This window comes from Microbacterium flavescens (assembly GCF_018588945.1).
Classification (GTDB): domain Bacteria; phylum Actinomycetota; class Actinomycetes; order Actinomycetales; family Microbacteriaceae; genus Microbacterium; species Microbacterium flavescens.
This window is the reverse complement of record NZ_JAFIWA010000001.1, coordinates 735,704-759,526: the sequence shown is the minus strand read 5'-3', so window position 1 is coordinate 759,526 and position 23,823 is coordinate 735,704. Positions and strand designations below refer to the sequence as shown.

The 23,823-nt window shown below is 70.8% G+C and carries 21 protein-coding genes; 4 read left to right on the top strand and 17 right to left on the bottom strand.

The features are described from left to right. Positions 1-26 precede the first annotated feature (26 nt). Together lexA and JX005_RS03520 are read left to right on the top strand one after the other, a co-directional pair. The gene (gene lexA / locus JX005_RS03525; protein WP_214465992.1) at positions 27-707 is read left to right on the top strand and encodes a transcriptional repressor LexA; all 681 of its coding nucleotides are present in this window, start codon (positions 27-29) and stop codon (positions 705-707) included. Between the two features lie 58 nt (positions 708-765). Next, positions 766-2,202 (top strand): hypothetical protein, encoded by a 1,437-nt coding sequence (locus JX005_RS03520; protein ID WP_214465991.1) that lies wholly within the window; start codon positions 766-768, stop codon positions 2,200-2,202. Here the strand turns inward: JX005_RS03520 and metE are convergent. Both metE and JX005_RS03510 read right to left on the bottom strand, forming a co-directional pair. Further along, entirely contained in the window at positions 2,199-4,532 is a 2,334-nt protein-coding gene (gene metE / locus JX005_RS03515) for a 5-methyltetrahydropteroyltriglutamate--homocysteine S-methyltransferase (protein WP_214465990.1), read from the bottom strand. The genes JX005_RS03520 and metE overlap by 4 nt on opposite strands. After that, the gene (locus JX005_RS03510) at positions 4,529-5,488 is read right to left on the bottom strand and encodes a methylenetetrahydrofolate reductase (RefSeq protein ID WP_214465989.1); all 960 of its coding nucleotides are present in this window, start codon (positions 5,486-5,488) and stop codon (positions 4,529-4,531) included. Before JX005_RS03510 ends, metE begins: the two co-directional genes overlap by 4 nt. Before the next feature lie 247 nt (positions 5,489-5,735). Between JX005_RS03510 and JX005_RS03505 the strand changes: the two genes are divergently transcribed. Next, positions 5,736-7,658 carry a S9 family peptidase gene (locus JX005_RS03505; protein WP_214465988.1) on the top strand — a complete coding sequence of 641 codons (1,923 nt, stop codon included), beginning with the start codon at positions 5,736-5,738 and terminating at the stop codon, positions 7,656-7,658. Positions 7,659-7,726: 68 nt separating this feature from the next. Here the strand turns inward: JX005_RS03505 and hflX are convergent, their stop codons facing one another. Beyond that, a complete protein-coding gene (gene hflX / locus JX005_RS03500) occupies positions 7,727-9,244 on the bottom strand; it encodes a GTPase HflX (protein ID WP_214465987.1) in 1,518 nt (505 codons plus the stop codon). Between the two features lie 91 nt (positions 9,245-9,335). Between hflX and JX005_RS03495 the strand changes: the two genes are divergently transcribed. Next, on the top strand, positions 9,336-9,977 hold the full coding sequence (locus tag JX005_RS03495) for a class I SAM-dependent methyltransferase (RefSeq protein WP_214465986.1): 642 nt from the start codon (positions 9,336-9,338) through the stop codon (positions 9,975-9,977). 28 nt (positions 9,978-10,005) lie between these two features. Here JX005_RS03495 and dapF read toward each other — a convergent pair whose 3' ends face one another. The 14 genes from dapF to dapA all read right to left on the bottom strand — a co-directional run bounded on the left by dapF (position 10,006) and on the right by dapA (position 23,791). Then, positions 10,006-10,878, bottom strand: coding sequence for a diaminopimelate epimerase (gene dapF, locus JX005_RS03490; RefSeq protein ID WP_214465985.1), 873 nt, complete (start codon positions 10,876-10,878; stop codon positions 10,006-10,008). 42 nt (positions 10,879-10,920) lie between these two features. Further along, positions 10,921-11,343, bottom strand: a complete 423-nt coding sequence (locus JX005_RS03485) for a GNAT family acetyltransferase (protein ID WP_214465984.1) — start codon at positions 11,341-11,343, stop codon at positions 10,921-10,923. Continuing rightward, complete coding sequence (miaA, locus tag JX005_RS03480) at positions 11,340-12,275, bottom strand: tRNA (adenosine(37)-N6)-dimethylallyltransferase MiaA (RefSeq protein ID WP_214465983.1); 936 nt, start codon at positions 12,273-12,275, stop codon at positions 11,340-11,342. The genes JX005_RS03485 and miaA overlap by 4 nt, the downstream gene beginning before the upstream one ends. After that, the gene (gene miaB, locus JX005_RS03475) at positions 12,272-13,822 is read right to left on the bottom strand and encodes a tRNA (N6-isopentenyl adenosine(37)-C2)-methylthiotransferase MiaB (protein ID WP_214465982.1); all 1,551 of its coding nucleotides are present in this window, start codon (positions 13,820-13,822) and stop codon (positions 12,272-12,274) included. Before miaB ends, miaA begins: the two co-directional genes overlap by 4 nt. 56 nt (positions 13,823-13,878) lie before the next feature. Then, a complete protein-coding gene (locus JX005_RS03470; protein ID WP_214466082.1) occupies positions 13,879-14,619 on the bottom strand; it encodes a regulatory protein RecX in 741 nt (246 codons plus the stop codon). Positions 14,620-14,621: 2 nt separating this feature from the next. Further along, the gene (gene recA, locus JX005_RS03465; protein ID WP_191763067.1) at positions 14,622-15,671 is read right to left on the bottom strand and encodes a recombinase RecA; all 1,050 of its coding nucleotides are present in this window, start codon (positions 15,669-15,671) and stop codon (positions 14,622-14,624) included. Positions 15,672-15,930: 259 nt separating this feature from the next. Further along, positions 15,931-16,155 (bottom strand): DUF3046 domain-containing protein, encoded by a 225-nt coding sequence (locus tag JX005_RS03460; RefSeq protein WP_214465981.1) that lies wholly within the window; start codon positions 16,153-16,155, stop codon positions 15,931-15,933. 27 nt (positions 16,156-16,182) lie between these two features. Beyond that, entirely contained in the window at positions 16,183-16,491 is a 309-nt protein-coding gene (locus tag JX005_RS03455; protein WP_191763071.1) for a helix-turn-helix domain-containing protein, read from the bottom strand. A 145-nt stretch (positions 16,492-16,636) separates the two neighbouring features. After that, on the bottom strand, positions 16,637-17,110 hold the full coding sequence (locus JX005_RS03450) for a CinA family protein (RefSeq protein WP_214465980.1): 474 nt from the start codon (positions 17,108-17,110) through the stop codon (positions 16,637-16,639). Next, positions 17,107-17,679, bottom strand: a complete 573-nt coding sequence (gene pgsA, locus JX005_RS03445; protein WP_214465979.1) for a CDP-diacylglycerol--glycerol-3-phosphate 3-phosphatidyltransferase — start codon at positions 17,677-17,679, stop codon at positions 17,107-17,109. Before pgsA ends, JX005_RS03450 begins: the two co-directional genes overlap by 4 nt. 62 nt (positions 17,680-17,741) lie before the next feature. Further along, the gene (locus JX005_RS03440) at positions 17,742-20,420 is read right to left on the bottom strand and encodes a DNA translocase FtsK (protein ID WP_214465978.1); all 2,679 of its coding nucleotides are present in this window, start codon (positions 20,418-20,420) and stop codon (positions 17,742-17,744) included. Between the two features lie 64 nt (positions 20,421-20,484). Then, positions 20,485-20,982 (bottom strand): GNAT family N-acetyltransferase, encoded by a 498-nt coding sequence (locus JX005_RS03435; RefSeq protein WP_214465977.1) that lies wholly within the window; start codon positions 20,980-20,982, stop codon positions 20,485-20,487. Between the two features lie 75 nt (positions 20,983-21,057). Beyond that, a complete protein-coding gene (locus JX005_RS03430; RefSeq protein ID WP_214465976.1) occupies positions 21,058-22,734 on the bottom strand; it encodes a ribonuclease J in 1,677 nt (558 codons plus the stop codon). Between the two features lie 79 nt (positions 22,735-22,813). Beyond that, the gene (gene dapA, locus JX005_RS03425) at positions 22,814-23,791 is read right to left on the bottom strand and encodes a 4-hydroxy-tetrahydrodipicolinate synthase (RefSeq protein WP_214465975.1); all 978 of its coding nucleotides are present in this window, start codon (positions 23,789-23,791) and stop codon (positions 22,814-22,816) included. Positions 23,792-23,823 lie beyond the last annotated feature (32 nt).

The window sequence follows — 23,823 nt, the reverse complement described above, 5'->3', positions numbered from 1 at the left end:
CCGAGACAGCGAGACAGGAGCCGGACATGAGCGACGCCACCGGGCGCGAGAGGCCGCAGACGCGACGGCGCAAGAGCCTCAGCGACAAGCAGCTCGCCATTCTCGAGGTCATCCAGCGCTCGATCGCGCGCCACGGCTATCCGCCGAGCATGCGCGAGATCGGCGACGCGGTCGGGCTCAAGTCCCTGTCGAGCGTCACCCACCAGCTCAACCAGCTCGAGCTGAGCGGCTATCTGCGGCGCGACGCAGGCAAGACCCGCGCGATGGAGGTCCTCATCGACCTCCCCGGCGCCTCCACCGAGAATCCGGCCGACTCCGCGCCGTCGGTCGGAGATGCCGCCCTCGTGCCGCTCGTCGGGCGCATCGCCGCCGGCGTCCCGATCACGGCGGAGCAGCAGGTGGAGGAGATCTTCCCGCTCCCCCGTCAACTGGTCGGCAAGGGCGACCTGTTCATGCTCAAGGTCTCGGGTGAGTCGATGATCGACGCCGCCATCTGCGACGGCGACTGGGTCGTCGTGCGCTCACAGGCGACTGCCGACAACGGCGAGATCGTCGCCGCGATGCTCGACGGCGAGGCGACGGTGAAGACGTTCCGCCAGCGCGACGGGCACACGTGGCTCCTCCCCCGCAACTCCGCCTTCGAGCCCATCCTCGGCGACGAAGCCGTCGTGCTCGGAAAAGTCGTGGCGGTCCTCCGCGCCGTCTGATCACCCCCGGCGGGTGAAACTTCCGGCGAGAGCAGCCGGTGTCCGCCACAATGGCGGCATGAGCGACATCGACACGGCGGACGCACAGGCGCTCGAGGCACGCATCCGCGAACTCGAGCTGGAGAACGCCCGGCTCGCGGCCGACACCGCGTCGCCGGCCCCCGCCCGGTCGAGTGGGCGCTGGCGGGCCTGGGTCTCCGGGCTGTGCATCGTGATCGCGGCGATCCTGGTCCCCATCTCGATCGTGACCGCCTGGGCGCGCATCCAGCTCGTCGAGGAGGACGCCTTCGTCGGCACTCTCGCTCCGCTGGTCGATGACAGCGCCGTTCAGGCCATGGTCATCGACGAGGCGATGGAGGCGATCAGCGCGGAGGTGGACTTCCAGACCCTCACGGCGAACGTGTTCGACGGCATCGCCGACCTGGGGCTCCCGCCGCGCGCCGCGCAGGCCCTCGGTCTGCTGCAGGCGCCGGCCGCGAGCGGGCTCGAGAACCTGGTGAACGAGGCGGTCACGCGAGTGGTCGAATCGGATGCCTTCGCCGATGTCTGGGCGACGGCGACGCGGGCCGCCCACCGCGCTCTCACCACGGCGGCGACGTCTGACGGCGGCGGCCTCGTGGTGCGCACCGACGAGGGCGTCGGCATCCAGCTCGGCGCCGTCGTCGACACCGTCAAGGAGCGCCTCGTCGATCGCGGCGTGAGCGCGGCGCAGCTGATCCCCGAGATCGACCGGGTGGTCATCGTCGGAAAGGGCGACAACCTCGCCGCGGTGCGCACGGGCTACGCGCTGGCCACCACGCTCGGCTGGTGGCTGCCGGTCCTGACGCTCGTGCTGTTCGGACTCGGCATCGCTCTGGCGCGCCGGCGCAGCGTGGCGGTGCTCGGCACCGGCATCGCTATCGCGATCGGCGCCGGATCGCTGGCGGTCGCTCTGGCGATCGGAGACACGGCGATGGGCACGGTGGCGTCCGACCTCGGACTCTCGCCGTCGGGGCTGGGCGTGATCTACGACCAGCTGATCGGCGCCATGACGCAGACCGCGCTCGTGCTGTCCGTCCTCGGCGTCTTCATCGCGATCCTCGGCTGGGCCATGGGCCGCTCCGCCGCAGCCCAGGGCACGCGCAGTGCCGTGCGCAGCCTCAACTCGTCCGCCCGCCGTCAACTGGCGGCCCGCGGGCTCGACACCCGGGGATTCGGCGCGTGGCTGGCGCGCTCGCGCGTGCTCGTGCGCACGACCATCGCGGTGCTCGCGGTCGTCTGGCTGTTCGCCCTGCGGCCGCTGTCCTTCGGCGATGTGGTCCTCGTCATCGTCGTGGCCTTCATCGTCGCGTGGGTCCTCGAGCTGCTGCAGCGCCGCGATGAGGAGCGCCCCGTGGACGAGTCCGACGTCGTCCTCGAGTCCGACATCGTCGCGGTCGAGACCGCGGAGACGCCGGATGCCGCGGCCGGTGTGGCCGCGGCATCCGAGCGCTCCATCTCGAGCCCGAAGCGCTAGACCGCGGCGCCCACCTTGTCGCGGATCGTGCGCGTGGCCTCGATGATGTTGCGCAGCGACTCCACCGTCTCGTCGTAGCCCCGGGTCTTCAGGCCGCAGTCGGGGTTCACCCAGACCTGGCGCAGCGGCAGCTCGGTGGCGGCGCGCTCGAGCAGTTCCGCCACCTCGTCGACCGACGGCACGCGAGGCGAGTGGATGTCGTAGACGCCCGGCCCCACGCCGTGCGTGAAGCCCGATTCGGCGATGTCGCCGATGACCTCCCCGCGGCTGCGGGCGGCTTCGATCGAGGTCACGTCGGCGTCCAGCGCCGCGATGGCGTCGATGACGACGTCGAACTCCGAGTAGCAGAGGTGCGTGTGCACCTGCGTGGCCTCGGCGGCACCCGCGGTCGACAGCCGGAAGGCACCCACCGACCAGTCGAGGTAGGACGACTGGTCGGCCTTCTTCAGCGGCAGCAGCTCGCGCAGCGCGGGCTCGTCCACCTGGATCACGCCGATGCCGGCGGCCTCGAGGTCGGCGATCTCGTCGCGCAGGGCCAGGGCCACCTGGTTGGCCGTGTCGCCCAGCGGCTGGTCGTCGCGCACGAACGACCACGCGAGGATGGTCACCGGACCGGTCAGCATGCCCTTCATTGGCTTGTCGGTGAGCGACTGGGCGAACGTCGACCAGGCCACCGTGATCGGAGCAGGCCGCGACACGTCGCCCCACAGGATCGAGGGGCGCGTCGCTCGCGAGCCGTACGACTGCACCCAGCCGTTCTGGGTCACGTCGAATCCGTCGAGGTTCTCGGCGAAGTACTGCACCATGTCGTTGCGCTCGGCCTCGCCGTGCACGAGCACGTCGAGCCCGAGGTCCTCCTGCAGCGTGACCACCCGCGCGATCTCGTCGCGGAGGAACTGCTCGTACTCCTCGGTCGTGATCTCGCCCTTGCCGTGACGGGCGCGCGCGCGGCGGATGTCGCCGGTCTGCGGGAACGAGCCGATCGTGGTCGTGGGCAGGACGGGCAGCCCGAGCGCCGTCTCCTGCGCCGCGACGCGCGCCGCGTAGTCGCCGCGGTCGAAGTCCGCCGTCGTGAGTGCGGAGGCACGCTCCCGCACGGCGCCGTCGCGCACCCCTGGCGCGCTCCGGCGGTCGGCGAGGGCAGCGGATGCCGCGGCCACGTCGTCCTCGATGGCCGACGCGCCGTCGGCCAGTCCGCGCGCCAGCGTGACGACCTGCCCGGTCTTCTGGTCGGCGAAGGCGAGCCACGACACCAGGCGCGGGTCGAGAGCGGTCTCGTCCTGCACGTCGTGCGGCACGTGCTGCAGCGACGTCGACGTGCCGGCGGACACCCGCGCGGCTCCGAGCCCCCGGAGCGCCTCGAGCTTCGCCCACGCGCCGGCGAGGTCGCCCCGCCAGATGTTGCGACCGTCGATGACGCCTCCCACGAGCGTCTTGTCGGCCAGTCCGTCGACCGCCGAGGGCAGCGCACCGCGGGTCAGGTCGATGGCCAGCGCCTCGACGGGTGCGGCGGCGAGCGCCGTCCACGCGTCGGGCGAGAGCTGGGCGTAGCCCGCGGTCACGAGGATCGACGGGCGGTTCGACGCAGCTCCCAGCACCGCGTAGGCGCGCGAAGCCGCCTCAGCCAGGGCGGCGGCGCCCGCGGGCAGGCTCTCGCTCACGAGGGCGGGCTCGTCGAGCTGGACCCACTCGGCGCCGGCGGCGCGCAGCGACGCGAGGAGCTCGGCGTAGACGGGCAGCAGGTCGTCGAGCCGGCTCAGCGGGTCGAAGCCCTCGGCTGTATCGGTGGCCTTCGCGAGTGCCAGGAGGGTCACCGGACCGACGACGACGGGCCGGACGGTGAACCCGTCGGCCTTCGCCTCCGCGACCTGGCGGGCGAACCGGTCGCTCGACAGCGCGAACGAGGTCTCGGGACCGATCTCCGGAACGAGGTAGTGGTAGTTCGTGTCGAACCACTTCGTCATCTCGAGCGGTGCGTTCTCGCCTGCACCGCGCGCCGCGGTGAAGTATGCGCCTAGGCCGACGGTGCCGTCGGCGTCGCGCAGGTCGGCGAAGCGCTCGGGCAGAGCGCCGACCGCGACAGCGACGTCGAGCACCTGGTCGTAGTACGAGAACGACTCGGGGATCGACGAGTCGTCGCGGCCGAGCCCGAGCTCGGCGAGGCGCTCGCGCGTGGCGCGACGGAGCTCGACGGCGGTCTGCTCGAGCGTCGCCTCGTCGGTCTTGCCGGCCCAGTGCGACTCGATGGCGCGCTTGAGTTCGCGACGGCGGCCGATGCGCGGGTACCCGAGGATCGTGCCGCGGGGGAAGTCTTGGGTGGTGTCGGTCATCGTGCGGCTTCCTTCTCGAGGGGGTGGGTGAGGATGCCGGCGTCGCGGAGCACCGCGAGCACCGTTTCATGGCTGTTGTACGCGTAGAGGTGCACGCCGGGCGCGCCCCCGGCGACGACGTCGCGCGCGAGGCCTGCGGCGTACTCGGTGCCGAGTGCCCGCTGGCCCTCGGCCGTCGGCTCGACCTCGAGCGCGATGGCGAGTTCGGCGGGCAGCTCCTCGCCGCTGAGCTCGAGCACCCGACGCAGTCGCGAGGGCGACGTGATGGGCATGATGCCGGGGAGAATCGGGATCGTCACGCCAGCGTCGCGCGAGCGCTGGACGAAGGCGAGGTAGTCGTCGGCGTGGAAGAAAAGCTGCGTGATCGCGAGGGTGGCGCCGGCGGCCTGCTTCGCGAGGAGCGCATCGATGTGCTCGCGCGGATGCCGCGACCGCGGGTGCCCGTTCGGGAACGCGGCGACCGCGATGTCGACCTTGACGCGCGGCTCGACCTGCACCGCGCCGGGAACTCCCGGGATCTCCCGCTCCGTATAGGGAGCCCGCTCGGCCTGCACGCGGTCGATGAGCTGCACGAGCTGCGCCGAGCTCTCGAGGTCGCCGAGGAACGGCTGGTCCGCGCCCAGGCCTGCGGGCGGGTCGCCTCGGAGGGCGAGGAAGCTGGTGACACCGGCATCCAGGAATTCGCGGATCAGCGCGTGGGCGCCCGCGTACGTGCTGCCCACGCACGTCAGGTGCGCGAGCGGCGCGGTGTCGGTCTCCCGCAGGATGAACCGGAGCAGGTCCAGTGAGCGCCCGCCGGTGGATCCGCCGGCCCCGTAGGTGACCGAGATGAAGCGCGGACGCGCCGCCGCGAGCTGCCGGATCGTCTCGTGCAGGGCGAGGAACCCCGCGGAGGATCTGGGCGGGTACACCTCGAACGAGAACGGCACCGGGGGTGTGCTGAGGTCGATCGACATATCGTGCTTCTCGGTTCGGACGGACGGAGTGGCCGGGCGGCCGCGGACGCGCGCACACCCGGGGTGACCGGCGGCGCGGTGTCATCGCGGGCGGGTGCCGGGCTCGGCTGTCGCTCCCTGCCCGGCCCCTCGATCTCTCGTGGGGACCGTCCGAGTGGGACGACCGGGCGACGATGGCTCCAAGCTAGCCGAGCGTCCGACGCAAGCCCCTCCCTATGACCTTCTGTTTCGCCGTAGCGTGGATGCCGTGACCACCGAGCTCCCCTACGGATCCTGGCCATCCCCCCTGTCGGCGGAGGCGGTGTCGGCAGCGTCGCCCCGCATCGAGGGCGCCCGGTACGTCGGTGACGAGGTCTGGTGGGGCGAGTCGGTGCCCGAGGAGGCGGGACGTACGACGGTGCGCACGATGACGGCATCCGGCGACGTCTCCGACCTGATCGAGGCGCCCTGGAGCGCGCGATCGCGCGTGCACGAGTACGGCGGAGGCGCGTGGACCACGGTCGCCGGCGACGCTCTGGTCTTCGTCGAGAAGGCCGATCAGCGGGTGTGGAGGGTCGTACCGGGTGAGCGTGCGAAGCCCCTCACGCCCCTGGCCGGCGACGTGCGCTTCGGGGGGCTCACCTGGCAGGGCGGGCGCCTCCTCGCCGTGCGCGAGACCCACCGCGACGAAGCTCCTCCGCACCGCGACATCGTCGAGGTCCCGGTCGACGGCAGCGGGGCCGCGGATATGGCGCGACTGCCGTCCCTCGTCGAGGACAGCGACTTCTTCGCCCACCCCGCGCTCTCGCCCGACGGCGCGCATCTCGCCTGGATCTCCTGGGACCACCCCCATATGCCGTGGGACAGCGCCGAGCTTCGGGTCGGAAGGCTCGAGGACGGCGTCGTCGCCGAATGGGCGACCGTCGCGGGCGGCTCCACCGCGCCGCTCCAGCCCGTGTGGCTGAGCGACGACGAGATCCTCTACAGCGACGACCGGTCGGGCCGCTGGAATCTGTCGTGCCTGCGCCTGACCGCCGACCTGCACTGCGAGGACATCGCCGAGGCCGACGCCGACACCGGCGGGCCGCTGTGGGCGCTCGGCCAGCGCTGGTTCGCGGTGCTCGACGACGGTCGCATCGTCGCCGTCCGCACCCAGGGCTCGGACGAGCTCGTCGTCATCGGCAGCGACGGGTCCGTGCAGCCGCTCCCCGTCGACGCGGTCGCGGGCATGTCGATCGAAGACGTCCGCGGCACCAGGCTGCTCCTCAGCGGCTCCGGCCCTGCGGGAGCCGCCCTCTGGGACATCGACGTCGACCAGCCTGCCGCCGCGCGTCTGATCGCGGGCGGTCGCACGGCGTGGGGTGACGAATGGATGCCGCGTGCCCGCGCCGTCTCCTTCGACGGTCCTCGCGGACCCGTCCATGCGTTCGACTTCCCGCCGACCAACCCCGACGCCTCCGGCCCCGAGGACGAGCGGCCGCCCTACGTGGTCTTCGTCCACGGCGGGCCGACCGCGCACGTCGGGGGCGCGGCATCCGGCAAGATCGCCTACTTCACCAGCCGCGGCATCGGCGTCCTCGATGTGAACTACGGCGGTTCGAGCGGCTACGGGCGCGCGTACCGGGAGCGCCTCCTCGGGCAGTGGGGCGTCGTCGACGTCGACGACGTGATCGCCGCCGCGCAGGGTCATGCGGGCAGCGGCGCGGCAGACCCCGAGCGGCTCGCGATCGCGGGCGGGTCCGCGGGCGGTTGGACCGTGCTGTGCGCCCTGACGCTGTCGGACGCCTTCGCCGCGGGGATCAGCCGCTACGGCGTCGCCGACCTGCGACGACTGGCCGAAGACACGCACGACTTCGAGTCGCGCTACCTCGACAGCATGGTGGGGCCGTTGCCCGAGGCCGAGGCGCTCTACGCGGCCCGATCGCCCCTGTCACGCCTCGAACGGCTGCGCACACCGCTGCTCATCGAGCAGGGGCTCGACGACCAGGTGGTGCCGCCCTCGCAGTCCGAGGCGGTGCGCGACGCCCTGCGGGCGAACGGCGTCCCGCACGCCTATCTCGCGTTCGAGGGCGAGGGCCACGGGTTCCGCCGTGCCGAGACGGTCGTGCGGCAGCTGGAGGCGGAGGTCGCCTTCCTCGGCCAGGTGCTGGGCTTCGACCCGCCGGGGATCCCGGCGCTCGAGCTCGACTGACGCCGGGTCTCGTCTCGCTCCGCTGCCCGGGTCGTTGAGCGAGGAGCGAAGCGACGAGACGAAACGCGTCAGCGCACGAATGGCGCGAGCCGGGCGGCGAGGTGCTCGCCGACGCGCGCACGCACCGCCGTGCCGCCTTCCTCGTGCTCCTGAGCCAGGATGATGCCCTGCTCGTGGATCGCCGACACGAGGTCGCCGCGGTCGTACGGGACGAGCACGTCGATCTCGACGGCCGGAAGCGGCAGCGCCGCCTCGACCGCGGCGCGAAGCTCGTCGATCCCCTCGCCGGTGCGCGACGACGCGAACAGCGCCTTCGGCTCCAGCCCGCGCAGCAGCAGCCGTGCGTCGTCGTCGATGAGGTCGGCCTTGTTGAAGACGACGATCTCGGGGATGTCGCGTCCGCCCACGTCGCCGATGACATCGCGCACCGTCGCCAGCTGCGCCGCCGGGTCGGGGTGCGAGCCGTCCACCACGTGCACGATGACGTCGGACTCGCCGACCTCCTCCAGCGTCGAGCGGAACGCCTCGACCAGCTGGTGGGGCAGGTTGCGCACGAAGCCGACCGTGTCGGTGAGCGTGTAGACGCGTCCGTCTGCCGTCTCGGACCGACGGACGGTCGCATCCAGCGTCGCGAACAGGGCGTTCTCGACCAGCACGCCCGCACTGGTGAGGCGATTGAGCAGGCTGGACTTGCCGGCGTTGGTGTAGCCGGCGATCGCGACCGACGGGATGGTGTGGCGCTTGCGCTCGGCGCGCTTTGCCTCGCGTGCGGGCGCGAAGTCGCGGATCTGCCGGCGCAGCAGCGCCATCTTGGTCCGGATGCGGCGTCGATCGAGCTCGATCTTCGTCTCACCCGGTCCGCGCGAGCCCATGCCCGCGCCGCCCGCGCCCACCTGGCCACCGGCCTGACGGCTCATCGAGTCACCCCAGCCGCGCAGTCGCGGCAGCAGGTACTCGAGCTGGGCGAGCTCGACCTGAGCCTTGCCCTCTCGGCTCTTGGCGTGCTGGCTGAAGATGTCGAGGATCACGGTGGTGCGGTCGATGACCTTCACCTTCACGACGTCCTCGAGTGCGCGGCGCTGGCTGGGGGCGAGCTCGGTGTCGGCGATCACGGTGTCGGCGCCGACCGCCGCGACGATGTCGCGGAGCTCCTGCGCCTTGCCACGGCCGACGTAGGTCGCGGCGTCCGGATGCGGGCGCCGCTGCAGCACACCGTCGAGCACGACGGCTCCGGCGGTCTCGGCGAGCGCGGCGAGCTCGCGCAGCGAGTTCTCGGCGTCCTCCTGATGACCCTGCGGGTGCACGCCGACCAGCACGACGTTCTCGAGCCGCAGCTGCCGGTACTCGACCTCGGTGACGTCCTCGAGCTCCGTCGAGAGTCCCGGCACACGCCGCAGGGCGGCCCGCTCCTCGCGGTCCCACTGCTCGCCATCGGTGTCGGCGGTGCCGATCGTGGCCTCGTCCTGCAGCGCCTGAGCGGCGCCGAACACGCGCACCCCCGAGCGCGCTTCAGCGCGCGCCAGCACGCGATCCACCGGGTCCACCGGCGTCTCGTCCGTGCTCTGAGGTGTTGTCGTATCCGTCATGTGTTCCTTTCGGGGATGCCTGTCCCGGCGGTATCGGCCAGTCCGAGGCGTCCGTGAATTCTAGTCTTGTCCTCCGCTAGGCTCATCAGCCATGGGGAGCGACCACTACTTCAGTGCATCGCCCGCCAGTCCCGAGAACCTCCGCCGCGTCCGCGTCACGCTCGCCGGCCGCGATGTCGAGGTGACGACCGCGGGCGGGGTGTTCAGCCCCGATCATGTCGACTCGGGCACCGGCGTGCTGCTGTCGAACACTCCCCCGCCGCCACCCGGCGGGAATCTCCTCGACCTCGGATGCGGTTGGGGACCGATCGCCTTGAGCCTCGCGATGGAGTCTCCGCACGCGACCGTCTGGGCGGTGGATGTGAATGAACGAGCGCTGGACCTCGTCCGCCGCAACGCCGAAGCGCTGGGCCTCTCAAATGTCAACGCTGCGCTGCCCGACGATGTTCCCGACGACGTCGTCTTCCGCACGATCCGCTCCAATCCGCCCATCCGGGTCGGCAAGAACGAGCTGCACGGTCTGCTCGAGCGCTGGATCCCGCGGCTCGACGAGCGCGCCGACGCGTGGCTGGTCGTGCAGCGCAACCTCGGTTCCGACTCGCTGCAGCGCTGGCTCGCGGCCACCTTCGAACGCGGCTATACGGTGCACCGGGCCGCGACCGGCCGGGGGTTCCGCGTGATCAAGGTCCGCCGCCACGGCTCGCCGCCGAGCGAGCCGATCGACCTCCCCTGACGACGAGCTGCCGGAGCGAGGGTCGGGGTCAGGCGAGAGTGACCTCGCCGGAGTAGACGAGAGTGGCCGGGCCGGAGAGCAGAACGTGACGCTCGCCGTCGACCTCCGGCATCCGAACCCCCAGCGTTCCTCCGGGAACCTCGACGCTCCAGCGATCAGGGGCCGCAGGCCCCGCCCAGTGCCGCACCGCGAGGGCTGCGGCGGCCACGCCCGTCCCGCAGCTGAGCGTCTCGCCCACGCCGCGCTCGAAGACCCGCATGCGGATGGAGCCCACGCCGTCGCGCACGAGCGGATCGCTGGGCACGACGAACTCGACGTTCGCGCCGTGCGGCGGCTCGGGATGCAGCTGCGGCAGGACGCCGAGGTCGAGGCCCTCGAGCTCGCGGTGATCGGGAAGCGCGACGACGATGTGAGGGTTGCCCACGTCGATGCCGAGGCCCGGACGCGGTGCGCCGATCCCCCTCGCGCGGACGAGCACGTCGTCCTGCTCGATGCGCCACGGCCCGAGGTCGACCTCGAATCCGAGATCGCTGCGCGTGATCGTCTTCACTCCGGCGCGCGTGGCGATGCTCAGCGGCGCACCATCGAGCGATGCCCAGCCGACTTCGGCGAGGTAGCGGGCGAAGACGCGGATGCCGTTGCCGCACATCTCGGCGCGAGAGCCGTCGGCGTTGCGGTAATCCATGAACCACTCGACATCGTCGGACGCGGCGGCCGCACCCTCGGCGATCGCGTCAGCGCGCACGACGCGGAGGATGCCGTCGCCGCCGATGCCGAAGCGCCGGTCGCACAGCACGGCGACCTGGTCGTCGGAGAGGTCGAGCTCGCCGTCGCGGTCGGGGACGATCACGAAGTCGTTGCCGGTGCCGTGACCCTTGGTGAACGCGATCGTCTGCGGCATCGTCCCAGTCTATGGGCGGGGCGGGGCCGGCCCCGCCGCCGATCAGTCGACGATCAGGCGCTTGCCGGTCGCCCATACGTCGAACGGCTCGTACTCGAGCGCAGCGTAGAACTCGCGGGTCACGCCGTTGTCGGGCCGCACCATGAGCTGCACCTTGGGGCAGCCCATCGCGAGCAGCCGCTCCTCGGCCTCGGTGACGAGGCTGCGGGCGATGCCCTCGCCGCGGCGCTCCGGCGTGCTCGCGAGGTAGTACAGCCAGCCGCGGTGTCCGTCGTAACCGGCCATGACCGACCCCACGATCACGGAATCGTCTTCGGCGACGAGGAAGAGCTCGGGCTGCACGGTGAGCTTGCGGCGGATGTCGGCGTATGGATCGTTCCACGGCCGGGTGAGCCCGGCCGTCTGCCACAGCGACACGATCGCTTCGGTGTCCGCCGGCGTGAACTGTCGGATGTCGATGCTCATGGCGTCGAGTCTGCCAGGGTCGCGGCATCCGCTCCCGGCGCCACCCAGGTGACGTCTTTGTAGCGCTTGAACCACGACACCTGCCGACGGGCGTAGCGGCGGGTGAGCGCCTGCGTCTCGGCGATCGCCTCGGCCTCGGTCATCGTGCCGTACAGCTGAGCCAGGGCCTGTGCGTAGCCGATCGCCCGCCGTGCCGTGACCCCGCGCTCGAGGCCGGCCGCGCGCAGCGTCTCGACCTCCCCGAGAAGACCCTCGCGCCACATCGCCTCGACCCGGGCGTCCAGTCGCGCGACGAGCTCGTCGCGCGGCAGCGCCACGCCCACGACCCGCGTCTCGTAGCGCCACAGCACGGGCTCGTCGGGAAGCACTGCCCCGTGCGTGCGCTCCCCCAGCTCCAGCACCTCCAGCGCGCGCACGACACGGCGGCCGTTGCGCGGGTCGACGCGCTCCGCGGTGGCCGGGTCGAGCGCGCGCAGGCGTGCGAACAGCGCGCCCGGTCCATCGGCATCGAGTTCGGCCTCGAGGCGTGCACGGACCGCCGCATCGCGGGGCGGGAAGCGGAAGTCGAACAGCACGCTCGAGACGTACAGCCCCGAACCGCCGACCAGGATCGCGTCGGCGCCGCGCGCGTGGATCTGGTCGATCGTCGCGCGGGCGGTGGCCTGGTACCAGGCGACCGCGGCGTCGGCGGTGACGTCCAGCACATCGAAGAGATGGTGAGGGATGCCGCGGCGATCGGCCTCCGGCAGCTTCGCGGTGCCGATGTCCATGCCGCGGTACAGCTGCATCGCGTCGGCATTGACGATCTCGGCCCGTCCGCCGCGCTCGGCGATCGTCTCGGCGAGGTCGAGCGAGAGGGCGGTCTTGCCCGTTCCCGTGGCGCCGACGACCGCCCACAGCCGGGGCGAGCCGGCGTCCGCGGGGGTGGTCACACCCCGATGCGCAACGTCGGGAGGCCCAGGGACACGGCGCGCGGCGCTCCCGCCTCGCCCGCGGGGGCCGGCACGCCGCAGGACTCGGCCTGCGAGCGGTCCCAGGCGTCGCCCGACCGGGTGCGCCGGATGCGCAGCGGCGCGCCGCCGGGGCTGTCAGCCAGCAGGTGGAACGGCGCGGCGTGCGTCACGGCCACGGAGACGACATCGCCCGGACGCGGCAGGTCGGAGCCCGCCGGCACCTCGAAGTGCACGAGCCGGTTGTCCTCCGCGCGACCGGTGAGGCGATGGGTCGCCGCATCCTTCTTGCCCTCTCCCGTCGAGACCAGGACCTGGAGCTCCCGCCCGACCTGCTTCTGGTTCTCTTCGAGCGAGATGCGCTCCTGCAGCGCGATGAGGCGCTCGTACCGCTCCTGCACGACCGCCTTGGGCACCTGGTCGGGCATGGTGGCCGCGGGGGTGCCCTCGCGGATGGAGTACTGGAAGGTGAAGGCACTGGCGAAGCGCGCCTGCTCGACGACCCGCATCGTGTCTTCGAAGTCCTCGTCGGTCTCGCCCGGGAAGCCGACGATGATGTCGGTCGAGATCGCAGCGTTCGGAATCCGCGCGCGAACGCGATCGAGGATTCCGAGGAACTTCTCACTGCGGTACGAGCGACGCATCGCCTTGAGGATGCGGTCGCTGCCCGACTGCAGGGGCATGTGCAGCTGCGGCATGACGGCCGGCGTCTCGGCCATCGCGTCGATCACGTCGTCGGTGAAGGCGGCGGGGTGAGGGCTCGTGAAGCGTATGCGCTCGAGACCGGCGATCTCGCCCGCGGCACGAAGGAGCTTGCCGAACGCCTGCCGGTCGCCGAACTCGACGCCGTAGGAGTTGACGTTCTGACCGAGGAGGGTGACCTCCATCGCGCCGTCCTCGACGAGGAGGCGGATCTCGTTGAGGATGTCGCCGGGACGGCGGTCTTTCTCTTTGCCGCGCAGGCTCGGGACGATGCAGAACGTGCAGGTGTTGTTGCACCCGACGGAGATCGACACCCAGCCGCTGTAGATGCTGTCGCGCTTGGTGGGAAGCGTGGAGGGGAAGATCTCCAGCGCCTCGAGTATCTCGAGCTCCGCCTCGCCGTTGTGGCGTGCGCGCTCGAGCAGGCTGGGCAGGGAACCCATGTTGTGTGTGCCGAAAACGACGTCGACCCACGGCGCCTTCTCCTGGACGGTGTCTTTGTCCATCTGGGCGAGGCACCCGCCGACGGCGATCTGCATTCCCTCGTGCGCGTCCTTGCGCGACTTCAGGTGACCGAGCGTGCCGTAGAGCTTGCCCGCCGCGTTGTCGCGCACGGCGCACGTGTTGATGACGACCACGTCGGCCTCGGTGCCCGCCTCGGCGCGCATGTAGCCGGCGCTCTCGAGCGAGCCGGAGAGACGCTCGGAGTCGTGCACGTTCATCTGGCAGCCGAAGGTGCGCACCTCGTAGGTGCGGACCCGGCCGTCGGCGCCGCGCGCCGCGTCGGAGGGCGCGATGAGAGTCGGGAGCTGGGACGGCATGGTCATGATGGGAGCCATTCTACGAGCCGCTCGTGTGAGCACGCCGCGCGGTCGGCGCGGGGTCAGACGAAACGGACGCCGCCGCCCGAGCCGCCTGAGCCCTCGTCGAGTGCGGTGCGCGCGGCCGTCATCGCGAGCGACCCGCCGTAGCCACGGCGCGCAAGCTGGCCCGTGAGTCTGCGGAGTGCTGTGTCGCGGTCGAGACTCCGGAGCGATCGCGCCTTGGTGCGGGCGAACTCGAGCGCCCGCTCGAAGTCGTCGTCGGGCAGGTTCGCCAGGGCCGCGTCGGCGATGTCGCGAGGGATGCCCCGTTTGGCCAGCGTCTGCGCGATGGCCTGACGCCCCTGGCCCTTGCGGTCGGTGCCGGCGTGGATGAGCTGATCGGCCAGGGCGGCGTCGTCGAGGTAGCCGTATTCGTCCATCGAGGCGATGAGGTGATCGACCGCGGCCGCGTCCAGGGCGAACTCCCGGAGGAACCCTCGGGCCTCGGAGACCGAGACCGAGCGGGTCCGCAGTTTCTTGAGCAGCGCCTTCTCAGCGAGCTCGATGTCGGCGGCACGATCGCTGTCGGAGTCTTCGTCGAGCTGCGGCCGGTCGACGGCCCACGTCGGGTGCCACGTCTCCGGCTCTTCACTCGCCGGCTCGGCCGGCTTCTCGGCGGCTGAGCCGATGACCGAATGCTCGGGGAACGCCTCCCGCGCTTCCTCGGCCACCGGTCGCTCGGGCCGTGCGGGAGTCGGCCCGCCGAAGAGCGGGATCACGGGGGCGAGCGTGTCGCGCTCGCCCCCGTCAGGGTGTCCCATGGTCACGCCGGGCGGCGCGCAGCCAGGTCGTCGGCCGGAGCCTCGACCGCCTTGGGCTGACCGATGCCGAGCTTCGCCTTGATCTTCGACTCGATCTCGGCCGCCGTGTCGGCGTTCTTGATCAGGAAGTTGCGCGCGTTCTCCTTGCCCTGCCCGAGCTGCTCGCCGTCGTACGTGTACCAGGCGCCCGACTTCTTGACGATGCCGTGCTCGACACCGAAGTCGATGAGGCTTCCCTCGCGCGAGATGCCGACGCCGTAGAGGATGTCGAACTCCGCCTGCTTGAACGGCGGGGCCATCTTGTTCTTGACGACCTTGACGCGCGTGCGGTTGCCGACTGCGTCGGTGCCGTCCTTCAGCGTCTCGATGCGGCGGATGTCGAGGCGCACGGAGGCGTAGAACTTCAGCGCCTTTCCACCGGCGGTGGTCTCGGGCGAGCCGAAGAAGACGCCGATCTTCTCGCGCAGCTGGTTGATGAAGATCATCGTGGTGTTCGTCTGGTTGAGGCCACCGGTGAGCTTGCGGAGCGCCTGCGACATGAGGCGCGCCTGCAGACCGACGTGGGAATCGCCCATCTCGCCCTCGATCTCGGCCTTCGGCACGAGAGCGGCCACGGAGTCGATCACGACGAGGTCGATCGCACCCGAGCGCACGAGCATGTCGGCGATCTCGAGCGCCTGCTCACCCGTGTCGGGCTGCGACACGAGCAGCGAGTCGATGTCGACGCCGAGCTTCTGCGCGTAGTCGGGATCGAGCGCGTGCTCTGCGTCGATGAACGCGGCGATGCCGCCGGCGCGCTGCACGTTGGCGATGGCGTGGAGCGTGAGCGTCGTCTTACCCGACGACTCGGGGCCGTAGATCTCGATGATGCGGCCGCGTGGAAGACCGCCGATGCCGAGGGCGACGTCGAGTGCGATCGACCCGGTGGGGACGACCTCGACGGGTGCGCGCTCGTCACTGCCCAGTCGCATGACCGAGCCCTTTCCGAACTGCCGGTCGATCTGGGCGAGAGCCGATTCGAGGGCTTTCTCGCGGTCAACTGCTGAGGGCATGACGTGCTCTTTCTGCTCGCGTTCCGTCGCCTGTAGGCTGTCGCGATCCGACCCCGGTGGGACGGATGCTGCGACAAGGCGTGAGGTGTCGTTCGACGTTGATCACGCTAGGGGTGGGCTCCGACATTCGTCTTCGCTCCTCCTCCGTCGTGGACAGACACGCTGTCGACACCTGCTGTGCAGGAGCCTACGCCGCTATCGAACACTTCTTCGATGACACGCCGCGACGACACGCCGCGGATCAGCGTCGGCGAAGGAGTTAGCGGCGCTTCGGCTCGAGGCGCCCGACGCCGTAGCGGCGCTCCTCGGGCACGTCGGTCTCCTCGCACAGCGCGAGCCAGATCTCCCGCGGCGGGACGCCGTCGGCGAGAGCCTGCGCCGCCGTGCGCGATCCGACGCCCGAGAGCACCAGGTCGACGATCAGCGAACTGCCCTGAGCGCCGAACTCATCGCGCACGGCGCGCTCGAACTCACTGCGCCTCATACCGTTGCGGAATTCTCGGCAGCGCGCTCAGCGGAGCGACAGTTCGGCGTCGACGGCGGCGACGAGGTCGTCGGGCACGACGTCGGGGAAGGTCTGCAGGCCCTCGAGGACCGAGATGCGGTCGCCGACCTCGCGCATGATCGTCGAGATGGGGACATCGAGCGCCTCGGCGACCGAGGCGAGGATCTCGCTGGACGCTTCCTTCTGGCCGCGCTCGACCTCGCTCAGATAGCCCAGCGCGACGCTGGCGCGGCTCGCGACCTGACGGAGGGTGCGACCCTTCTGCTGGCGGAAATCACGAAGCACTTCGCCGATTTCTTGACGTACCAGGATCATTGTGGGCCCCCTCCTCACTTCTGATTCCTCGTGTCCGGGGTGGACAACAGTACAGCACCGGATGATGCCAATCTAATCCCGCGAACTGGGGAATGGGTGGGAATCACCGAATGTAACCGAGAAGAAACACGGTCTATTTCCTCCGTCATCCTCCGGTCGCGCGCAGCTCGCCGAGGGCCAGCTCGAGCGCGCGGCGGACCGACTCGGCACGGATCTCGGCGCGCGACCCCTCGAGTCGCAGCGCCGACACGGCTCCGCCGTCGGGCGTCTCGACGGCCACGAACACGGTGCCCACCGGATGACCGCCCTGCGGATCCGGCCCGGCGACACCGGTCGTGGCGACGCCGACGTCGGCCCCGAGAACGCGACGAGCGCCGGCAGCGAGCTGCTGTGCGACGGCCGCGTCGACCGGTCCTGCCTCGGAGAGAAGACCTTCGTCGACCCCCAGCGCGCTCGCCTTCAGATCGGTCGCGTACGCGACCACGCCGCCGCGAACGCGCAGGGAGGCGCCCGGCACGTCGATCAAGGCGGCGACGACCAGTCCCCCGGTGAGGGACTCCGCCGTGCCGATCGTCCAGCCTCGCAGGGCGAGCGCGTCGAGGACGTCGGCGGCGATCACGCCGACCCTCTGGCCTTGCGGGTGCCGCGGGCCTCGGTGATCACGTAGTCGATGCCGCTGGCGACCGTGAGCACGACGGCGATGGTCATCGTGACGCCGTTGACCCAGAAGATCCAGTCGCCCACGACGGTCCACAGCGGCAGGAGCGCCAGCGACAGGGCGATGCCCTGGGCGAGCGTCTTGAGCTTGCCCATCCAGGCGGCCGCGACGACGTGGTCGCTCGCCACCAGGAGACGGTGCACGGTGATGCCGACCTCGCGGACGAGCACGAGGACCGTGATCCACCAGGGCAGCTCGGCGAGGATCGACAGGCCGATGAAGGCGAACCCGGTCAGGACCTTGTCGGCGATGGGGTCCAGCAGCTTGCCGAGGTCGGTGACGATCTCGTACCTCCGTGCGAGGTAGCCGTCGATGCCGTCCGTTGCGATCGCGACGATGAAGAGGGCGGCGGCCCACCACCGCAGCGGACCGTCGGCGCCGCCGTCGGCCAGCAGCATCCACAGGAACACCGGTGCGCAGAGGATGCGCACGATCGTGATCGCGTTGGGGAGCTGCCTGGGGATCGCCATGGCCCGAGCCTAGCGCCGCGGATCGGCGTGGCCGGGCCGCGCGACGTGCGCGGAGGCCCCGGTCATTCGCGGCCCGTCAGGCCCCACGCATCCTCGTCGCCTTCGCCCTCGACCACCGGATAGCCGTCGAACTGCGCGTCCACGGCATCGGCCCCGTACGAGTCCGCCGGGGCCGCCGGAGCGGCGGCGGGGACATCCTGTCCGCGGAGCCGGGCCAGGACGGCGGGAAGCTGATCGGGCGTCACGAGCACGTCACGCGCCTTCGAGCCCTCCGAGGGGCCGACGATCTCGCGCGACTCGAGGAGGTCCATGAGGCGTCCGGCCTTGGCGAACCCGACGCGGAGCTTGCGCTGGAGCATCGAGGTCGACCCGAACTGCGTCGACACGATCTGCTCGGCCGCCGCGAGGAGGAGCTCGAGATCGTCTCCGATATCGGCGTCGATCTCCTTCTTCTCTACCGACGCCTGCACGTCGTTGCGGTACTCGGGACGGGCCTGCGCGGTGACGTGCTTGACGACCTTCTCGATCTCCTGCTCGCTCACCCACGCGCCCTGCACGCGCAGCGCCTTGGACGCGCCCATCGGCAGGAAGAGAGCGTCGCCCTGGCCGATCAGGCGATCGGCGCCCGGCTGGTCGAGGATGACGCGCGAGTCGGTCACGCTCGTCACCGCGAACGCGAGGCGCGACGGCACGTTGGCCTTGATGAGCCCGGTGACGACGTCGACCGACGGCCGCTGTGTCGCGAGGACGAGGTGGATGCCGCTGGCCCGCGCGAGCTGGGTGATGCGGACGATCGAGTCCTCGACGTCGCGCGGCGCCACCATCATGAGGTCGGCGAGCTCGTCGACCACGACCAGGAGGTAGGGGTACGGCTTCAGAACGCGCTCGCTTCCGGCGGGCAGCCGCACCTCTCCCGCGACGACGGCGCGGTTGAAGTCGTCGATGTGGCGGAAGCCGAACGACGCGAGGTCGTCGTACCGCATGTCCATCTCCTTCACGACCCACTGCAGCGCCTCGGCCGCCTTCTTCGGGTTCGTGATGATGGGCGTGATGAGATGCGGGACGCCGGCGTACGAGGTGAGCTCGACGCGCTTGGGGTCGATCAGCACCATGCGCACGTCAGCGGGCTTGGCGCGCATCAGCAGGCTCGTGATCATGGAGTTCACGAAGCTCGACTTGCCCGAACCGGTGGAGCCGGCGACCAGGAGGTGCGGCATCTTGGCGAGGTTCGCCACGACGTACCCGCCGCCGACGTCCTTGCCGACGCCGATCGTCATCGGGTGCGTCGACTGCTGCGCGTTCTGCGACCGCAGCACGTCGCCGAGCGTCACGATCTCGCGGTCGACGTTGGGGATCTCGACGCCGATCGCGCTCTTCCCCGGGATGGGCGCGAGGATGCGCACCTCGTTGGACGCGACGGCGTAGGCGATGTTGTTCGTGAGCGCGGTGATGCGCTCGACCTTGACGCCGGGGCCGAGGGAGATCTCGTACTGCGTGACGGTCGGGCCGCGCGAGAAGCCGGTGACGCGCGCGTCGACCGAGAACTGGTCGAGGACGCTGGTGATGGCCTTGACGGTGTCGTCGTTGGCCTGCGAGCGCGTCACGTGGGGCGTGCCCTGGGCCAGGGACGTCACCGAGGGCAGCCGATACGGAGCGGTCGGAACGGCGGGCGAGGCATCCGTGCCGATTCCCGACAGACCCGGCAGCACGCCGTCTTCCAGCGGATCCTCGCTGTCGTCGCGCAGGGACGTGCTCGACGACTTCGCCGCCGCGACGACGGACGGGTCGATCACCTCGGTGAGCGCCTCGGCCGGCACCGGAGGCACGGGCGGGACCGGCGGCTCGAGCACCTGGTCGAAGCCGCCCTGCACCGCGCCGGGAGTCAGGAGCGCCGTGAGGTCGTCGGACCCCAGCACGCCGTCGGGATCCTTCTCGCGCCCGGTCTTGTTGCGACGCCACCACGGGAGGGCGGGGTCGTCGTTCTCGTCGTCGGCCACGCCGGCCGCGGCATCCGCAGCGCTCCGCTCGGCGGGCGGCTCGGCGCCGAACATCCAGGCGTACAGCTCGCCGAGGCGACGGCCGATGCGGTTCGGCGGCGTCTTGGTGATGATGAGGACGCTGAGCACCGCAAGCAGCGACAGGGCGATGTAGGCACCCACGTCGGTGAGGACGAAGGCGAGCGGCTCGCCCACCATCCACCCGAAGAGACCGCCGGCCTCGCTGAGGGCGGGCAGCCCCTCCTTCGGCTGAGGACGGCCGCCGGCCACGTGGCAGAAGCCCGCGATCGTGACGACCAGCATGCCGAACCCGATGCCGACGCGGCCGTTGTCGTGCACCGAGGACGGATGCCGGAACATCCATCCCGCGAGGAACAGCAGCAGCACCGGGAGGACGAACGCCTCGCGACCGATGAGCAGACCGACGGTGTAGGCGCTGATCGTCGCGGCCACGTCGCTGCCGATGAAGAACCACTCGTTGACGGCGCCCGCGATCGCGAGGAGCACAAGCAGGAACGGGAAACCGTCGCGACGCTGCTCCTTCTCGAGGGTCTCGGGCCCGAACGCCCGGAACAGCCCGCCGGTGACGTGCGCCAGCCCGAGCCACGCCCGCACGATGACGGGTGGCCTGTCGGCGTCGCCGACATAGCGCTTGGGCGCCGGCTCGGGCTTCTTGGCGCGCGACGAGGACGACGCACGCGCAGGCGTGCGACCGTTCTTGGTCGGGGTGGTGCTCCTGGCCATCCCCCCACGGTAAGCCGCGCCACCGACTTTTCCGCGGAACCACGCGGCGGATCGAGCCGGTCGATCAGCGCAGGCGCTTGACCATGGTGTCGCGCCCGTGACCCGCCTCGACCACGGCGAAGCCCTCACTGCGGTACAGCGTCACCGCGAAATTGCCGCGCTCCACGCTCAGACTGATCCGGCCGAAGCCCTGCGTCCGCGCGTGCTCGCACAGCCGCTGCAGCAGCGCACGGCCGACGCCGTGCGCGCGCCAGATCGGACGCACGCCGATGATCAGCTCAGGCACGCCGGTGCCCACGTAGCCGAAGCCGGGATCGGCCCGGGGCAGCATCCGGTACCAGGCGGCGCCGATCGGCTCTCCGTTGGGGTCCTCCGCCACGAACCCGGCGTCACCGGGCTGCTTCCACCCCGAGACGTAGCGGCTGTGGTCGGAGCCGGTGATCAGCTGATGCTTCGGACGGCCCGCTCCCGGCCGCCAGTTCGCCGCCTCGACGACCATGTCGCCGAGGAACGCTCCGTCCGCCTGCGTGGCGGCGCGGACGCGGAAGGAGGCGGGTGGCATGCCGCGAGTTTAGCGACGGCGAGCGGATGCCTCGTCCCGCGCGTTCTGCGCGGGGACGAGGCATCCGCTCATCCGTCACGCCTCGATGACGAGCGGCACGATCATCGGCCGGCGACGCAGCGACTGGTTCACCCAGCGCCCGATCGTGCGGCGGACGACCTGCGACAGCGCGTGCGAGTCGCGCACGCCCGACCTGGCCGCCTCGGTGAGGGCGGCGGCGATCTTCGGCTTGACCGCGTCGAACACGGCGTCGTCCTCGGCGAATCCGCGCGCGTGGATCTCCGGTCCGGAGATGATCTTGCCCGTCGACGCGTCGACGACCACGATGACCGAGATGAAGCCTTCTTCGCCGAGGACGCGGCGATCCTTCAGGTCGGCGTCGGTGAGCTCGCCCACCGTCGACCCGTCGACGTAGACGAAGCCCAGGTCGAGCTGCCCGACGACCGACGCGTCGCCGTCCTTGAGGTCGATCACGGTGCCGTTCTCGCCCAGGATCGTGCGCTCCGCCTCGATCCCGGTGTCCTGCGCGAGGCGCGCGTTGGCCATGAGGTGGCGGTACTCGCCGTGGATGGGAAGCACGTTCTTCGGCTTGAGGATGTTGTAGCAGTACAGCAGCTCGCCCGCGGCCGCGTGTCCGGAGACGTGCACCTTGGCGTTGCCCTTGTGCACGACGTTCGCACCGAGCTTCGTCAGCCCGTCGATCACGCGGTAGACGGCGTTCTCATTGCCGGGGATGAGGCTCGAAGCGAGGATCACGGTGTCGCCGGGTCCGGGCTCGATCGCGTGGTCGAGGTTCGCCATGCGGCTGAGCACGGCCATGGGCTCGCCCTGGGATCCGGTCGACATGTAGACGATGCGGTCGTCGGGCAGATCGCGCGCCTTCTTGTAGTCGATCAGCACGTTCTCGGGCACGTTGAGATAGCCGAGATCCTCGGCGATCGTCATGTTGCGCAGCATGCTCCGACCGAGCAGCGCGACGCGGCGGCCGTGGGCGGTCGCGGCATCCAGCACCTGCTGCACGCGGTGGACGTGGCTCGAGAAGCTCGCGACGATGACCCTGCGCGGCGCCTTGCCGATGACCTGGTCGAGCACCGGCCCGATCGAGCGCTCCAGCGGAGTGAACCCGGGCACGTCGGCGTTCGTCGAGTCGACGAGGAACATGTCGACCCCCTCTTCGCCGAGGCGCGCGAAGGCGCGCAGGTCGGTCAGGCGGCCGTCGAGCGGAAGCTGGTCCATCTTGAAGTCGCCGGTCGCCAGCACCAGGCCGGCGGGAGTGCGGATGGCGACGGCCAGCGCGTCGGGGATCGAGTGGTTCACCGCGATGAACTCGAGGTCGAACGGCCCGAGGCTCTCGCGCTGGCCTTCGGTCACGGTCAGGCTGTAGGGCTTGATCCGGTGCTCCTTGAGCTTCGCCTCGGTGAGGGCGAGCGTCAGCCCCGAGCCCACGATCGGGATGTCGGACTTGAGCTTGAGGAGGTACGGCACGGCGCCGATGTGGTCTTCGTGCCCGTGCGTGAGCACGACGCCCACGATGTCGTCGAGCCTGCTCTTGATCGGCTCGAAGTCGGGCAGGATCAGGTCGACGCCGGGCTGATGCTCCTCGGGGAACAACACGCCGCAGTCGACGACGAGCAGCTTGCCGCCGTACTCGAACACGGTCATGTTGCGACCGACTTCGCCCAGACCCCCGAGCGGGGTGATCCGGAGCGTGCCCTGCTCGAGGGCGGGCGGGTCGTACGGGGTGGTGGGCATGGTCAGCCTCCTCAGGACGCCGCGGCGTCCCATCGCTTCTGACGCCGACGCCCGGGTACAGGCGGATCGACGCGCATGGTCATCTCGTGGTGCCCGACACCTTCGGCAGCGCGCCACCCGCGGCGGCGTTGCGGTCGGGCCGGAAGTTGGAGAAGTCGGCGCCGGCGACGTCGACGACGAGTGCGAGCTCGTCCTCGATCTTCGCCGCCTCCCACTCCTCGGGACCAACCAGGGGCAGCCGAACGCGCGGGCTGCCGATGCGGCCGAGGCCGTGCAGGATGTACTTCGCCGAGACCGTGCCCGGCACGTGCGTCATCACCGCGCGAACGAGCGGCTCCAGCCGCCGGTGCTCCGCGGTCGCGGCCGTGAGGTCGCCGGCGTTGACGGCATCGATGATCGCCCGGTAGGGCGCGGGCGCGATGTTCGCGGTCACGCCGATGAGGCCGGTCGCCCCGATCGCCAGGTGCGGCAGGATGTTGGCGTCGTCGCCGGAGAAGTACATCAGGTCGGTCTGGTTCAGCACGCGGCTGACCTCGCTGAAGTCTCCCTTGGCGTCCTTGATCGCGAGGATGTTGGGGTGCTTCGCGAGGCGCAGGATCGTCTCGTAGTTGATCGGGACTCCGGTGCGCCCGGGGATGTCGTAGAGGATCACCGGGAGGTCGGTCGCATCGGCGACGAGCCGGAAGTGCGTCAGGATGCCGGCCTGCGTCGGCTTGTTGTAGTACGGCGTCACGATCATGAGGCCGTCGGCGCCGGCCTTCTCGCTGGCCTTGTACAGCTCGATGGCGTGGGCCGTCTCGTTGGAGCCGCCGCCCGTGATGATCTTCGCGCGGCCGGAGGCGACATCCTTGCCGATCTCGACCAGCCGGATCTTCTCGGCGTCGGTGAGAGTCGACGTCTCGCCGGTGGTGCCGGTGACGACGATGCCGTCGGCCCCTGCGGTGATGACGTCGTCGATGTGCTTCTCGACCGCGGGCCAATCGACTTCGCCGTCGGCCGTCATGGGGGTGACGAGCGCGACGAGAACCTGTCCGAAAGGGTTGCCCGTGTGCGTCATGGACCCAGGTTATCGGGATGCCGCGCGCCGCG